This window comes from Kribbella sp. NPDC003557 (assembly GCF_040610805.1).
Classification (GTDB): Bacteria; Actinomycetota; Actinomycetes; order Propionibacteriales; family Kribbellaceae; genus Kribbella.
The window spans coordinates 726,045-740,770 of the sequence record NZ_JBEXMY010000004.1 but is presented as its reverse complement, the minus strand read 5'-3'; the positions used below and the strand labels follow the sequence as shown (position 1 = coordinate 740,770).

11 protein-coding genes are annotated in these 14,726 nt (G+C 71.6%); 10 read left to right on the top strand and 1 reads right to left on the bottom strand.

All coding sequences use genetic code 11. The features are described 5' to 3' along the window. The first annotated feature begins 71 nt into the window (after positions 1-71). Positions 72-749, top strand: a complete 678-nt coding sequence (locus ABZW60_RS19875) for a GAP family protein (protein ID WP_355479063.1) — start codon at positions 72-74, stop codon at positions 747-749. A 2-nt stretch (positions 750-751) separates the two neighbouring features. Here ABZW60_RS19875 and ABZW60_RS19870 read toward each other — a convergent pair whose 3' ends face one another. Then, entirely contained in the window at positions 752-1,465 is a 714-nt protein-coding gene (locus tag ABZW60_RS19870) for a neutral zinc metallopeptidase (RefSeq protein WP_355478760.1), read from the bottom strand. Positions 1,466-1,660: 195 nt separating this feature from the next. On the opposite strand from ABZW60_RS19870, the gene ABZW60_RS19865 reads away from it, so the two are divergent. The 9 genes from ABZW60_RS19865 to menC are packed head-to-tail and all read left to right on the top strand — an operon-like array spanning position 1,661 to position 14,636. Then, positions 1,661-3,049, top strand: coding sequence for a serine hydrolase domain-containing protein (locus ABZW60_RS19865; protein WP_355478757.1), 1,389 nt, complete (start codon positions 1,661-1,663; stop codon positions 3,047-3,049). A 26-nt stretch (positions 3,050-3,075) separates the two neighbouring features. Then, positions 3,076-4,614 carry an ABC transporter substrate-binding protein gene (locus ABZW60_RS19860; protein ID WP_355478755.1) on the top strand — a complete coding sequence of 513 codons (1,539 nt, stop codon included), beginning with the start codon at positions 3,076-3,078 and terminating at the stop codon, positions 4,612-4,614. 4 nt (positions 4,615-4,618) lie between these two features. Then, a complete protein-coding gene (locus ABZW60_RS19855) occupies positions 4,619-5,617 on the top strand; it encodes an ABC transporter permease (protein WP_355478753.1) in 999 nt (332 codons plus the stop codon). Continuing rightward, the gene (locus ABZW60_RS19850; RefSeq protein WP_355478751.1) at positions 5,618-7,528 is read left to right on the top strand and encodes a dipeptide/oligopeptide/nickel ABC transporter permease/ATP-binding protein; all 1,911 of its coding nucleotides are present in this window, start codon (positions 5,618-5,620) and stop codon (positions 7,526-7,528) included. Next, entirely contained in the window at positions 7,525-8,277 is a 753-nt protein-coding gene (locus ABZW60_RS19845; RefSeq protein WP_355478749.1) for an ATP-binding cassette domain-containing protein, read from the top strand. The genes ABZW60_RS19850 and ABZW60_RS19845 overlap by 4 nt, the downstream gene beginning before the upstream one ends. Then, positions 8,274-11,549 carry a serine hydrolase gene (locus ABZW60_RS19840; protein WP_355478747.1) on the top strand — a complete coding sequence of 1,092 codons (3,276 nt, stop codon included), beginning with the start codon at positions 8,274-8,276 and terminating at the stop codon, positions 11,547-11,549. The genes ABZW60_RS19845 and ABZW60_RS19840 overlap by 4 nt, the downstream gene beginning before the upstream one ends. Further along, the gene (locus ABZW60_RS19835) at positions 11,549-12,661 is read left to right on the top strand and encodes a M20/M25/M40 family metallo-hydrolase (protein ID WP_355478745.1); all 1,113 of its coding nucleotides are present in this window, start codon (positions 11,549-11,551) and stop codon (positions 12,659-12,661) included. The genes ABZW60_RS19840 and ABZW60_RS19835 overlap by 1 nt, the downstream gene beginning before the upstream one ends. After that, on the top strand, positions 12,658-13,533 hold the full coding sequence (locus ABZW60_RS19830; protein ID WP_355478743.1) for a GNAT family N-acetyltransferase: 876 nt from the start codon (positions 12,658-12,660) through the stop codon (positions 13,531-13,533). The genes ABZW60_RS19835 and ABZW60_RS19830 overlap by 4 nt, the downstream gene beginning before the upstream one ends. After that, positions 13,530-14,636 (top strand): o-succinylbenzoate synthase, encoded by a 1,107-nt coding sequence (menC, locus tag ABZW60_RS19825; protein ID WP_355478741.1) that lies wholly within the window; start codon positions 13,530-13,532, stop codon positions 14,634-14,636. The genes ABZW60_RS19830 and menC overlap by 4 nt, the downstream gene beginning before the upstream one ends. The last annotated feature ends 90 nt before the right edge of the window (positions 14,637-14,726 follow it).

Genomic DNA, 14,726 nt, shown 5'->3' with positions numbered 1-14,726 from the left:
GGTCGGGCGGTCCGGGGTGCGGGACAGTCGGATTCGGTCGCCGTGCCCAGGGTTTCCAAGGAGTGGTCGTGATGTGGCCGGTCGTCGGTGCGGTGTTGCCCCAGGCAGCTGCGATCGCGCTGAGTCCCGTGCCGATGGCGTGCATCGTGCTGGTGCTGATGTCGGCCCGGCCCGTGCGTGCGGGACTCGTCTTCGCGGCCGGCTGGGTCGCGGCGCTGGTGATCGTCACCGGCCTCGTCGCTGGGCTCGCCCATGAGGTCGCGGCCGCCGACGAGGAGTCGGCACGTGACGGCAACGACGTCCTGCAACTGGCCGCCGGAGTGCTGTTCGCGCTGCTGGCCGTGCGCTACTGGCGGCGGCGACCCGGTCCTGACAAGGAGCCGGAGCGTCCGCGGATCTTCGACCGGATCGCAACGCTGTCCGGACCGGGCCTGGCGCTGGCTGGTGCGGGCGCCGCGCTGGCGAACGTCAAGAATCTCCCACTCGTACTGAGTGCAGGCAGCTCGATCGGAGCAGCCGGCCTCAGTGCCGGTGCCACGGCCGGCGCGGTTCTCGTGTTCGTCGGCGTTGCCTCCGCGACCGTCGTCCTGCCGGTCGTCGCGGTCGCCGGTGCCGGAGCCGAGCGGTCCGCGCCCGTCCTGAAGTCCTTCGAGGAATGGCTCGTGCGCAACCTCACCACGATCACCGTCGTCGTCCTCGTCGTACTCGCGGCAGCCCTGATCGGCAACGGCCTCGACCTGTTCCGTTGACGTCACGTGAGGCAGGCGGGGACACCGCCTTCGACACCGGCGTTGAACGCCGCCGTTCGCTGTTCGGCGTTCCCGTGGTCGCTCACATCGGTCCACGGGTAGTCGTCCGCGACCGCCGCCAGCGTCCTCGCGATCTCCTCGCTGTCACCCGGTTCGATCTCGATCAGCCCGTCGTCGGCCGCCCCCTGCAGTGCGGCTCCGGCGAGACAGTCCGCCTGGAGTTCGGCGGCGACCGAGACGCGATCGGCGCTCAGCCTGGCCTGGATCGCGTGGCCCCACTCGTGCGCGATGATCAGGTAGATCCAGGCGTCGCCGATCTGCTGGTAGCCGGCGGCCATCAGGTTGTCGTCCCAGGCCACGAAGTCACCCGGCCGGCAGTACACGGCGTTGAACGGCACCGACTCCGGTTCGCCTCCGCACGGCGGTCCGTTGGTACCGACGTACGCCCCGGCCACGCGCGGACCCCGGTACTGCGGCTGACCGGGCTGATCGGCGAAGTACCGGCGCCAGAACGCGTCCACCGCGCTGACGGCGGCCTGCTCGTCCGACTTCATCGCCGCGCGATCGACCGTTCCGGTCACGGTCGGTGCCGGCGCTGTCGACGACGTCGAAGGTTCCGCAGGGGCCGGAACCTCCTGCGGGTCCGTCGTCACGGTGCAGGCGGTGACCAGGACGACAGCGGTCAAGGCGGCAGCTGAGAGTCGGGCCACGTCCATGTTCCCGCTTCCTTCCGGAGCCGTGTCAGGTCTCCAGGCTCGGACGACGGCGAGCCGACCGCCTCCTCCTCGCCGGGTGATCGCGCCGGTTGTCGGGGCAGTTGTCGGGGTGGTTGTCGGGGCGGACGGACAAGCCGGGTGGATTCTGTCCGGCGGGACGGATCCCCGGGCGGGCCGGCCTTCTAGCTTGGCGGCATGGCAGCGTTGACGGAGATCGAGAAGTGGCTGGCCGAGACCGTGCCGGGAGCCATCGAGCGGTACGACGTACCCGGGGTGGCGTGGGCGGTTCTGGCCGGCGGAGAAGTGGTGGACGGCGCCGCGGGCGTCCTCAGCAGGTCGACGGTCGTCGAGGCGACCGCGGACTCGGTGTTCCAGATCGGCTCGATCACGAAACTGTGGACCGCGACGCTGGTGATGCAGCTCGTGGACGAGGGCAAGGTCGACCTCGACGTACCGATCCGGACGTATCTGCCCGAGTTCCGGATCGCCGACGAGGACGCCGCGGCCCGCATCACCACGCGGCAGTTGCTGTCCCACACCGCGGGCTTCGAGGGGGACATCTTCACCGACACCGGTCGCGGCGACGACTGTGTGGAGAAGTACCTGCGGGAGTTGCACGGTGTGACGCAGTTGTTCCCGCCCGGTGAGCAGTTCTCGTACAACAACGCCGGCTACTGCGTCCTCGGCCGGCTGGTCGAGGTGCTGAGGAACTCGCCGTACGACGTGTGCCTGCGCGACCACCTGATCACGCCGCTCGGGCTGACCCACACCGCGCCCGGCCCGTACGAGGCGATCCTGTTCCGCGCGGCCGTCGGGCACATCGAGACCGAGCCGGGCGCCGGGTACCAACCGGCGCCGGTCTGGGCCCTCGTCCGGTCGAACGCGCCGGCCGGATCCTCGCTGGCGATGCGGCCGCGGGACCTGCTGACCTTCGCGCAGCTGCACCTGAACGACGGCAAGGCCGCCGACGGCACGCAGGTCCTCGCTCCGGGGACCGCCGGCCGGATGCACGACCGCCAGGTCGACCTCCCCGATCTCGGGCTGATGGGCACCTCCTGGGGGCTCGGCTTCGAGCGGTTCGAGACCCCGGACGGCCTGGTCATCGGGCACGACGGCGGGACCATCGGCCAGTCGGCGTTCCTGCGGATCGTCCCCGGAACCGGCGTCGCCGTCGCCCTGCTGACCAACGGCGGCGACGCCGTGTCCCTCTACCGCGACGTCGTCGGGCACGTGCTCGAACAGCTCGGCCACGTGCGTCTGCCCGCCCTGCCCGAGCCTCCCGCGGCGCCGGAGCGCGTCGACGCGGGCCGGTACGTCGGCACCTACGAGGCGGACGTGATGGAGATGACCGTCAGCCAGGACGAGGACGGCCGGATCTGGCTGGTGCAGAAGCCGAAGGGCGTCTTCGCGGAGCTCGGCGAACAGGCCGAGCGCAAGGAGCTCGTGCCGTACGGCGAGAACAGCCTGATCCCGGTCGAGGCCGACCGCGGCATGCACCTGCCGCACGTCTTCCTCGGCGACGACGGTCACGGCCACGCCCTGTACCTGCATGTCGGCCGGGCCGTCCGCCGGGCCGGCGCCTGAGACTCCTCGACGAAACGGAACCCGCCATGAATCTCCGCGCTCCTGTCTGCGCCGCCGTCCTGATCTCACTCGTTGCCTGTAGCAACCAGAGCGCGAAGGGCGGTGGTGACGCCCCGGTGGTGGACGGCGGCACGTTCACGATGGCGCTGCCGACCGATCCGGGCAACCTCGACCCGCAGTCGTCGGCCGCGGGCGCGCTGTTCACGGTCACCCAGCTGGCCTACGACCCGTTGCTGTCGGTCGACGCCGGTAACGGCGACATCAAGTCCGGCCTGGCGACCAAGTGGGCGGTGGACGGGAAGACCGTCACGCTGACCCTTGCCGACGGCATCAAATGCTCCGACGGTACGGCGCTGGCCGCGTCGGGCGTGGTCGCGAACCTGAAGTACGTCGGCGACCCGAAGAACAAGAGCCCGTTCCTCGGCACCTTCCTCCCGGTCGGCGCGACGGGGAAGGCCGACGACGCGACGAGGACCGTCACGATCACCCTCGCCACACCCGCGCCGTTCGTGCTGAACGGCCTGGCCAGCCTGCCGATCGTGTGCCCGTCGGGTCTGACCGACCGCAAGTCGCTGGCGAACAAGACCGCGGGCACGGGACCGTACCAGCTGACCGAGGCGGCGCCGGGCGACCACTACACGTACCAGCGTCGCGACGGCTACACCTGGGGACCGAACGGAGCGTCGACGGCGACGCAGGGCATGCCGAAGACCGTCGTGATGAAGGTCATCCAGAACGAGACGACCGCGGCGAACCTGATGCTGTCCGGGGGTCTCAACGCCGCGGTGATCATCGGCCCGGACGCGCAGCGGCTCGAGAAGGCCGGTCTGTTCGCCACGAAGACGACGTCGTTGGTCGGTGAGCAGTGGTACAACCACGCCAAGGGCCGTGGGACCAGCGACGCGACAGTCCGGATGGCGCTCACCCAGGCACTCGACCTGCCTGAGCTCCGCAAGGTGATCACCTCCGGGAAGGGCACGCCGCCGACCACTCTCGCGACGATCGAGCCGACTGCCTGCGTCGGCGACGCGCTCGCGCGGAGCCTGCCGGCGCGGGACGTCGCGGCCGCGAAAGCCGCCGTCCAGAAGGCGAACGTGCCGCCGCTGACCTTCCTGTACGACAACAGTCGCGGCAGCGGGGTCGCCGCGGCGGCCGAACTCGCCGTCCAGCAGTGGCAGGCCGCCGGGGTGAAGGTCACCGCGAAAGGCATGAACGGCACGGCGCTGAACTCGACGCTGTTCAGCTCCGGTGACTGGGACATCGCGTGGATCCCGCTGGGCGTCAGCAGTCCGGACCAGGTGGTGCCGTTCCTGTCCGGGCCGGCCGCACCGAACGGAACCAACTTCGCCGCGATCCAGAACAAGACCTACGAGGCCACCGTCCAGAAGGCCGCCGCGATGTCCGGCAAGGAGAGTTGCCCGACCTGGGCGGAGGCGGAGTCCGCGATCGTGGCCGCCGCCGACCTGGTGCCGTTCGCGAACAGCGCGGTCCAGATGTTCGGCGCCAAGGCGCGGTTCGCGGCACCGGGGCTCGTCCCGACCAGCATCCGGATGCTGGCGAACTGATCAGATGACGACAACGGATCCGGCGCTCGACAGCGCCGTACGGCAAGGCCTGTGGGCGCATGACTGGGTGCGGTTCGGCGTACGGCGACTGGGCCGCCTGCTCGTGTCGTTGTGGGTGGTGGTGACGGCCTCGTTCCTGATGATCCACCTGATCCCGGGTGACCCGGTCCGGGCCGCGCTCGGACCGACCGCCCCGGCCGAGCTGGTGGCAACGAAACGGGCGGCGCTCGGCCTCGACGACCCGCTGTGGCGGCAGTACGGCGCCTACCTGGAGCGGCTGTTGAGCGGCGATCTGGGCAGTTCGCTGGTGTCGCAGCTCCCGGTGTCCGACGTGATCGCGCAACGACTGCCGTCGACACTGACCCTGGCCGTCCTCGCCTTCGCTCTCGCGGTGACGATCGCGCTGCCGGTCGGTGTCGTGGTCGGCGTGCTCACCCGCGGCGGTCGCGGCCGCCGGACCGAGCTCGCGTTCACCGCCGGCAGCGTGATCCTCGGCATCATCCCGGACTTCCTGATCGGGGTCGGGTTGGTCTTCGTCTTCGGCGTCAGCCTGAGCTGGCTGCCGGTCGCGGGCAACCAGTCGCCGGCCGCCTACGTCCTTCCGGTGCTCTGTCTCGCGCTCGGCCCGGCGGCGATCCTGGCGCGGATCCTGCGCGTCGAACTGGTCGGTGTGCTCGACGCGGACTTCATCCGCACCGCCCGTGCCAAGCGGCTGCCGGCCCGTGTGGTCTACCTCCGGCACGCCCTGCCGAACGCGGCGACCGCCGCGCTCACCCTCGGGGCGCTGATCCTCAGCTCGATGGTCGCGGGCACGGTGCTGATCGAGAACGTCTTCAGCTGGCCGGGCCTGGGGATGACGATCGTGCAGTCGATCCTCGACAAGGACTATCCCGTGGTCCAGGGCATCGTCCTCGTGTACGGCGTGGGCGTGCTGGCCGCGAACACCGCCGTCGACGTGGCCCTGGCCCTGCTCGACCCGCGCTCGATCATCCGGGAGGACTGAATGCGGCGACGATGGATCGGTGTGCTCCGGACCCCGCTCGGACTCACCGCGACGGCCCTGGTGGTCGTGGTGCTGCTGCTGGCCGTCCTGGGGCCGGTGATCTGGTCGGGCCGGGCGAGCGCGGTCGACACCGGCGACATCCTGGCCGGACCGTCGGCCGAGCACTGGGCCGGGACCGACAACCTCGGCCGGGACATCTTCTACCGCGTCCTGGTGGCCGGCCGGCTGACGGTCGAGCTCGCGCTCGCGGCGACCCTGATCGCGATCGCGATCGGTCTGCTGCTCGGCACCGCGCCGTTCCTGCTGGGCCGCCGCCTCGGCCGGCTCGTGACCGGTGCGGTCAACGTCGCGGTCGCCTTCCCGGGACTGCTGCTGGCGTTGTTCTTCGCGGTGATCTTCGGTGTCGGCGCGACCGGAGCGGTGCTCGCGATCGGACTGGCCGGGGCTCCGGCGTTCGCCCGCCTGACGCAAACGCTGGTCGCCGGGCTCGCGGCGCGCGACTTCATCGCCGCCGCGCGGATCGCCGGGGTCGGCCGGATCCGCATCCTGTTCCGGCACGTACTGCCGAACATCGCCGAGCCGCTGGTCGTCAACGCCACGCTCGGCGCGGGCGGCGCGCTGCTGGCTTTCGCGGGCCTGTCGTTCCTCGGCCTCGGTGTGCAGCCGCCCGCCTACGACTGGGGCCGGCTGCTGTACGACGGGATCGGCGCGATCTACGTGAACCCGGCGGCCGCGCTGGCGCCCGGCGCCGCCGTCCTGCTGGCCGGGCTGGCGTTCAACCTGTTCGGCGAGACCGTTGCCAAGGGCCTCGGTGTCACCCGGATCGGCACGCTCCGCGGTACGACGCACCGGGCTGTGCCCGAGCGCGACCACGGACAGGCGGAACAGGCCGCGACGCCGGACGTCGTGCTCGACGTCCGCGACCTCTCCGTACGTTTCTCCGGCCCTTCCGGTGAGATCCACCCGGTGCGCGACGTGTCGTTCGTCGTCCGGCGGGGCGAGGCGCTCGGCGTGGTGGGGGAGTCGGGCTCCGGCAAGTCGCTCACCGCGCTGGCGGTCTCGCGGTTGATCGACGCGCCGGGCCGGGTCGACGCCGAGCGGCTCGAGTTCCTCGGGACCGATCTGCGCGGCCGTGACACCAAGGCGCGGCAGCGGTTGCTCGGAACGTCGTTGGCGATGGTGTTCCAGGACCCGATGACGTCGTTCAACCCGACCCAGCGGATCGGCAGCCAACTGGCCGAGGTGGCGCACCACCATCAGGGGCTGGGCCGGCGCGCGGCGTTGGCCAGGGCCGCGGACCGGTTGCGGGCGGTGCGGATCCCCGCCGCCGAGCGGCGGATCCGGCAGTACCCGCACGAGTTCTCGGGCGGGATGCGGCAGCGCGCGATGATCGGTCTGGGGTTGATGAGCGCGCCGGCGCTGATCGTCGCCGACGAGCCGACGACCGCGCTGGACGTCACCGTGCAGCGGCAGATCCTCGACCTGCTCGACGCGATCCGGCAGGCCGACGACGTCGCGCTGGTCCTGATCAGTCACGACGTCACCGTGGTCCGCGAGGTGTGCGACCGCGTGCTGGTGATGTACGCCGGCCGGATCGTGGAGGACCTGCCGGCGAGCGAGCTGACGACCGGGGCGCGGCATCCGTACACCCGCGCGCTGGTGGCCGCCGTACCCGATCTGGACACCGACCTCGATCAGCCGCTCGCCGTGATTCCCGGCCGGCCGGTCGCGCCCGCGGAGTTTCCGCCGGGCTGCGCGTTCGCCGCCCGGTGCCCGTTGGCCGACGAGCGGTGCCGGGCCGAGAATCCGCCGCTGGCGGCCGACAGCGCGGGGCGCCGGGTCGCGTGCTGGCATGCGGGCGAGCCGCTCGCGGACGAAGCGTCCGTCGACGAGTTGGTGGAGGCGCCGTGAGCGAGTTGTGCTTCGACGACGTGCGGGTCAGCTACGGCCGGACCACGGCCGTCGACGGTGTCAGCCTGACCGTCCCGGCCGGGCAGATCGTCGGCCTGGTGGGCGAGTCGGGATCGGGGAAGTCCACCTTGGCCCGGGCCGCGGTGGGACTCGCGCCGCTGGCCGGAGGTCAGATCCTGCTGGACGGCCGGCCGGTGCCGACCCGGGGCCGGCAGCGTCCGCTGCAGATGGTGTTCCAGGACCCGTACTCCTCGCTCGACCCACGGATGCGGATCGGTGAGAGCGTCGCGGAGGTCGTCCCGCCCGGCGGGTCACGCGCCGAACGCCGGGCGGAGGTCGAGCGGCTGCTCGGGCTCGTGCATCTCGATCCCGCCCAGGCCGGGTCCTACCCGTCGCAGCTGTCGGGCGGTCAGCGGCAGCGGGTCGCACTGGCTCGCGCCCTGGCCGGCCGTCCGCGGGTGGTGATCGCCGACGAGATCACGTCCGCGCTGGACGTTTCGATCCAGGGCGCCGTGCTCAACCTGGTGCGCGAACTCCAGCGGGAGCTCGGCCTGTCCATCCTCTTCATCTCGCACAACCTCGCGGTGGTCCGCTACGTGTCGACGCAGGTCGCGGTCATGTACCGCGGCCGGATCGTCGAGCACGGACCGACCGACCGCGTCCTCTCCGAGCCTCGCGACGACTACACGCGCGAGCTGCTCGCCGCCGTTCCCGGGCCGAAGGCCCCGACCGACAGGAGCACACGATGACCCGACGGATGCGTATCGACGACCTGACCGAGCTCGTGGTCCCGTCCCAGCCGGCGTTGTCCCCGGACGGTACCCGAATCGTTTATGTGCTGAGGACCCTGGACGCCGACCTCGACCGCAACGTCGACCAACTGTGGCTCGCGGCAACCGACGGGAGCCCGGCCCGCCGCCTGACCGCGGGCCCGAAGGACGGCGCGCCTACCTGGTCACCGGACGGGGCCCGCGTCGCGTTCGTCAGAGACGGACAACTCGCAGTACTGGCCGTCGACGGAGGCGAGTCGGAGACCCTGACCGACCTGCCACTCGGTGCCGGTGTGCCGGTGTGGAGTCCGGATGGCCGGCGACTCGCGTTCAGCGCGCCGGTCGAGGACGACGTGAGTGGCCCGCTGGTCGCGGACCGCGTCGACTACCAGGCCGACGGCGCCGGCCGGTACGGCGCTGTGCGTAGCCAACTGCACGTCCTCGACCTCGCGACTCGCGACGTCCGTCGGCTCACGGACGATCCGGAGAGCGCGGGCCAGCAGGTCTGGTCGCCCGACGGTACGACGCTGGCCTTCACCCGGCGCGCCGGTGACGACAGCGACCTGCGGTACCGGACCGCCGTACACCTGCTCGCGGTCGACGACCCGAAGACCGAAGCGCGGGCGGTCGCGCTGACGGAAGGTCTCGCGGCGACCGTCGACTACACGGCGGACGGCAGTGCGTTGCTGGTCATCGGCTGGCCAGGTGACCCGAAGGGCCATCTGCGGTTGCTGCTCGTTCCGCTGGACGGCGGCGAGACCGTCGATCTGTCCGGATCGCTTGATCGCAACGTGATGCCGGGCGCGACCGCGTACCCGGGCGGGCGGCCGCAGGAGCATGACGGGCGGGTCTACTTCTGCGTCCGCGACCGCGGCTGCACCAGCTTGTGGTCGGTGGCTCTCGACGGTTCCGGGGCGCGGGCGGTCCTGGCCGGTGACGATCGCGTGGTCGGCGGTCTGTCCGTTGCCGCCGGCAACGCCGCGATCACGCTCGCGACCGGTACGTCGTACGGCGAGATCGCGGTCGTCGACCTGGCCACCGGCGACCCGACCGTCCTCACCGAGCACGGCTCCGCGCTGAAGGACGTGGAGCTGTTCCCCCGGGAGGAGCGGACGTTCACGATCTCCGACGGTACGCAGGTGCAAGCCTGGCTGGTGCGTGACCCGGACCGCTCCGGTCCCACGCCGTTGCTGCTCGACATCCACGGCGGGCCGCACAACGCGTGGAACGGGGCTGCCGACGAGGTCCACCTCTACCACCAGGAACTCGCCGCGCGCGGGTGGACCGTGCTGCTCGTCAATCCGCGCGGCAGCGACGGGTACGGCGAGGCCTTCTTCGACGGGGCGGTCGGCGCCTGGGGTGTTGCCGACAGCAAAGACTTCCTCGAACCACTGGACCAGTTGGTCGTGGAAGGGTCGGTCGATCCGGAGCGGTTGGCCGTCGCGGGCTACAGCTACGGCGGGTTCATGACCTGCTGGCTGACCGCGAACGACGACCGGTTCGCCGCCGCGGTGGCCGGCGGTGTGGTCAGCGACCTGGTCAGCATGGCCGGGACCTCCGACGACGGGCACTTCCTCAGCGTCCACGAACTCGGCGGCCTGCCCTGGACGCAGCCGGAGCGGTACGCCGCGATGTCGCCGATCACGAGCGTGGACGCCGTCCGCACGCCGACGCTGATCCTGCACGGCGCCGACGACCTCAGGTGTCCGGTCGGGCAGGCGCAGCAGTGGCACACCGCGTTGCGCGAGCTCGGCGTACCGACGCGGCTGGTCCTGTACCCGGACGCGTCGCACGCCTTCATCCTGACCGGCCCGCCGTCGCAGCGGCTCGACTTCAACCGCCGCATCGTCGACTGGGTCGAGCAGCACGTCGTCCGTTCGGGACGGCCACGGATCGATGTGGCGCACTGGCAGAAGCGGCTGGCCCGGCTCGCGGAACGGCATCACGTGCCGGGTGCGCAACTCGGCATTCTCCGGGCCGACGAGCAGGTGGAGGCGTCGTACGGCGTCCTCAACCTGAACACGGGCGCCCCGGTGACCGGGGAGTCGGTGTTCCAGATCGGCTCGATCACCAAGGTCTGGACCGCGACGGTCGCGATGCAGCTGGTCGACGAAGGCTTGCTCGATCTCGACACGCCGCTCGTGGAGGTACTGCCGGAACTGCGGTTGCGGGACCCCGACGTGACGAAGGCCGTCACGCTGCGGCACCTGCTCACGCACACCAGCGGGATCGACGGCGACATCTTCACCGACACCGGCCGCGGCGACGACTGCCTGGAGAAGTACGTCGAGCTGCTGGCCGACGCGGCGCAGAACCATCCGCTCGGCGCGACCTGGTCGTACTGCAACTCGGGCTACTCGCTGCTCGGCCGGGTGATCGAGAAGGTCACCGGCAAGACCTGGGACCAGGCGATGCGCGAGCGGCTGTTCACACCGCTCGGCCTGACCCACACCACAACGCTCCCGGAAGAAGCGCTGGTCTTCGCCGCGGCCGTCGGTCATGAGGAGCGGGACGGGAGTCAGCAGCCCGTACGGGTCTGGGGACTGCCGCGCTCTGTCGGTCCCGCGGGGCTCGTGACGTCGACGGTGGCCGACGTACTGGCGTTCGCTCGTCTGCATCTGTCCCGTGGGACGACGGCCGACGGGACGCGAGTGCTCGCCGAAGCCAGTGCGACCGCGATGACCGAGCACCAGGCCGACCTGCCGGACAAGTACGTGCTCGGCGACTCGTGGGGGCTGGGCTGGATCCGCTTCGGGTGGGACGGTCAGCGGCTGTACGGCCACGACGGCAACACTCTCGGGCAGGCCGCGTTCCTGCGGGTCCTGCCGTCGCAAGGACTTGCGGTCACGTTGCTGACCAACGGCGGCAACACCCGCGATCTGTACGAGGACTTGTACCGCGAGATCTTCGCCGAGCTGGCCGGCCTGGCGATGCCTGCGCCGGTGGCTCCGCCCGCCGAGCCGGTCGAGGTGGACGTCACGCCGTACGTCGGGACGTACGAGCGCGCGTCGGTCCGGATGGAGGTGGAGGCGACGGCCGACGGGCCGGTGCTGCGGACGATCCTGACGGGTCCGCTCGCCGAGCTCGTGCCCGATCCGGTGGAGGAGTACCCGATGGTGCCGTTCGGGCCGAAGCAGTTCCTGGTCAAGCCGCCGGAGGCCGAGACGTGGGCGCCGGTCACCTTCTACGAGCTGCCGACCGGCGAACGGTACGTCCACTTCGGGGTGCGGGCGACACCGCGGGTGAAGTGATGCTGACCGATCTCCTGGCGGACATCCGGACCCTCGTGGAGTGCGAGTCGCCGTCGGCCGACCTGTCCGCGGTCGCCCGCTCCGCCGCGGTGGTGGAGCGGGTCGGGACCGCTCGCCTCGGGGTCGAGCCCGAGCGGATCGTGCTCGACGGCCGTACCCATCTGCGCTGGCGGCTCGGCGAGCGGCCGCGCGTCCTGTTGCTCGGCCATCACGACACGGTGTGGCCGCTGGGTTCGCTGGCGACCAGGCCGTACTCGGTCGAGGGCGGCGTACTGCGTGGGCCGGGCTGCTTCGACATGAAGGCAGGACTCGCGATGGCCTTCCACGCGGCCGCCGGACAGGACGGTGTCACTCTGCTGGTCACCGGCGACGAGGAGCTCGGCTCGCCGTCGTCGCGGTCCTTGATCGAGGACGAAGCCCGGGCGGCCGAGGCCGCGCTGGTTCTCGAGGCCTCGGCCGACGGCGGCGCACTCAAGACCGAACGCAAAGGCGTTTCGCTGTACGACGTACGCATCACCGGCCGCGCAGCCCATGCGGGCCTCGAGCCGGAGCGCGGGATCAACGCGACCCTGGAGCTCGCGCAGCAGGCACTCGCCGTGCACGCGCTGGGCGCACCGCAAGTCGGTACGTCGGTGACGCCGACGGCCTCCCGCGCCGGGACGACGACGAACACCGTGCCGGCCGAGGGGTCGTTCGCGGTGGACGTGCGCACCCGGACGACGGCCGAACAGGACCGCGTCGACGCGGCGATGCGTGCGCTGCGACCGGCGCTGCCGGGCGCGGCGATCGAGATCGCCGGCGGGCCGAATCGGCCGCCGCTGGAATCCTCCGCCGCACTATTCGAACGGATCCGCGCGGTCGCCGCCCGGCTCGGGATGCCGGCGCCGACGGCGGCTGCGGTCGGCGGTGCGTCGGACGGCAACTTCACGGCCGGCGTCGGTACGCCGACGCTCGACGGCCTCGGCGCGGTCGGCGGCGGCGCACACGCCGACGACGAGCACGTCCTGATCGAACCGCTGGCAACGCGGACGGAACTCCTGCGCGCGCTCGTCGAGGACCTGCTGACCGATCCGATCCGGCACCTGACGACGACTGGCACGGGGCGACGATGACGAGAGCTGAAGACCACGGGGGGCTACGGGTGCTGGCCGACCCGGTCCTGGACCGCGCGACGGCCGCCGCCGAGGCGGCGGCGTTGACCGCGGGGGTGACAGTCCGGGAGATCCGGGAGCTGACCGAGCTGGAGGAGGTCGTGCGGCTGTACGCCGCGATCTGGGGCAACGGCACCAACCCCCAGGTCACCGTGGAGCTGTTGCGCGCGTTGACCAAGGCCGGGAACTACGTCGGCGGCGCCTTCGCCGGTGACCGGCTGGTCGGGGCCTGCGTCGGCTTCTTCCACGCCCCTTCCGAGGACGCGCTGCACAGTCACATCGCCGGGGTGTCCCGGGACGGCATCGGACGGGGCATCGGCTTCGCGCTCAAGCTGCACCAGCGGTCCTGGGCGCTGGGGCGCGGTGTCTCGGAGGTGGCGTGGACGTTCGACCCGCTGATCAGGCGCAACGCGTACTTCAACCTGGTGAAGCTCGGCGCCCGGGCCGACGAGTACCTGCCGAACTTCTACGGCGCGATGACCGACGCGATCAACGGCGGCGACGACTCCGACCGGCTGCTGGTGCGCTGGCGGCTCGCCGACCCGGCGGTGATGGCGGCCTGCGAGGGCATGCCGCACGCCGTCGACACGGGCGCGGCGGTCGTGGCCCTCGGCATCTCTGACGCCGGGGCGCCGGTCGCGGGCCCGCCGGGCGACGGCATGTGCCTGGTCGCGGTGCCGCCGGACGTCGAGGGACTGCGGGTGCGCCAGCCGGCGCTCGCCCGGGCGTGGCGGACCGCGGTCCGCGAGACGCTCGGCGCGCTGCTGTCGGACGGCGGGCGGATCACCGGATTCGACCGAGCAGGCTGGTACGTGGTGAGGAGAGAGCAGTGAAGCTGACAGGTGTTGAACTGCGGCACATCTCGATGCCGCTCGTCGCCCCGTTCCGTACGTCGTTCGGCACGCAGACCACGCGCGACGTGCTCTTGCTGCGGGTCGTCACCGACGAGTCCGAGGGCTGGGGCGAATGCGTGGCGATGACCGATCCGCTGTACTCGTCGGAGTACGCCGACGGCGCCGCCGACGTCCTGCGGCGGTTCCTGGTGCCGGCGCTGGCGGCGGCGGGCCCGATCGACGCGCACGCCGTCGCGACGGTGCTGACGCCGTACCGCGGGCACCGGATGGCGAAGGCCGCGCTCGAGGCCGCCGTCCTCGACGCGGAGCTGCGGGCCGAGGGTCGCTCGTTCGCGCGGGAGCTCGGCGCGGTGCACGACCGGGTGCCGTGCGGGGTGTCGGTCGGGATCATGGACAGCGTGCCGGCGCTGCTCGATGCGGTGGGCAACTATCTCGACGAGGGCTACCTGCGGATCAAGCTCAAGATCGAGCCGGGGTGGGACGTCGAGCCGGTCCGGGCGGTCCGCGAGCGGTACGGCGACGACGTACTGCTGCAGGTCGACGCGAACACGGCGTACACGCTGGCCGACGCGCGGCACCTGGCCCGGCTGGACCCGTTCGGGCTGCTCCTGATCGAGCAGCCGCTGGACGAGGAGGACGTGCTCGGGCACGCCGAGCTCGCGCGGCTGATCGCGACGCCGGTCTGCCTGGACGAGTCGATCACGTCCGCGCGATCGGCGGCCGCGGCGATCCGGCTGGGCGCCTGCCAGGTGGTGAACATCAAGCCCGGCCGGGTCGGTGGGTACCTGGAGGCGCGGCGGATCCACGACGTGTGCGTCGCGCACGGTGTGCCGGTGTGGTGCGGCGGGATGCTGGAGACCGGCATCGGGCGGGCGGCGAACGTCGCGCTGGCCGCGCTGCCCGGGTTCGTCCTGCCGGGCGACACCTCGGCGTCCGGGCGCTACTACCGCACGGACATCACCGAGCCGTTCGTGCTCGCCGACGGGCACCTCGCCGTACCGACGGGACCTGGGGTGGGGGTGTCGCCCGTGCCCGAGTTGCTGGAGGAGGTCACCACCGGAGTCGAGTGGCTGGCGGTGTAGTCGTCCGGGCGGACAGGTTTCGTGCTGGATCTTGTCCGCCCGGACGAAGTACTGTGGCCGCGTCCGCGCCTACCGTCGGGAGGTGCTCTC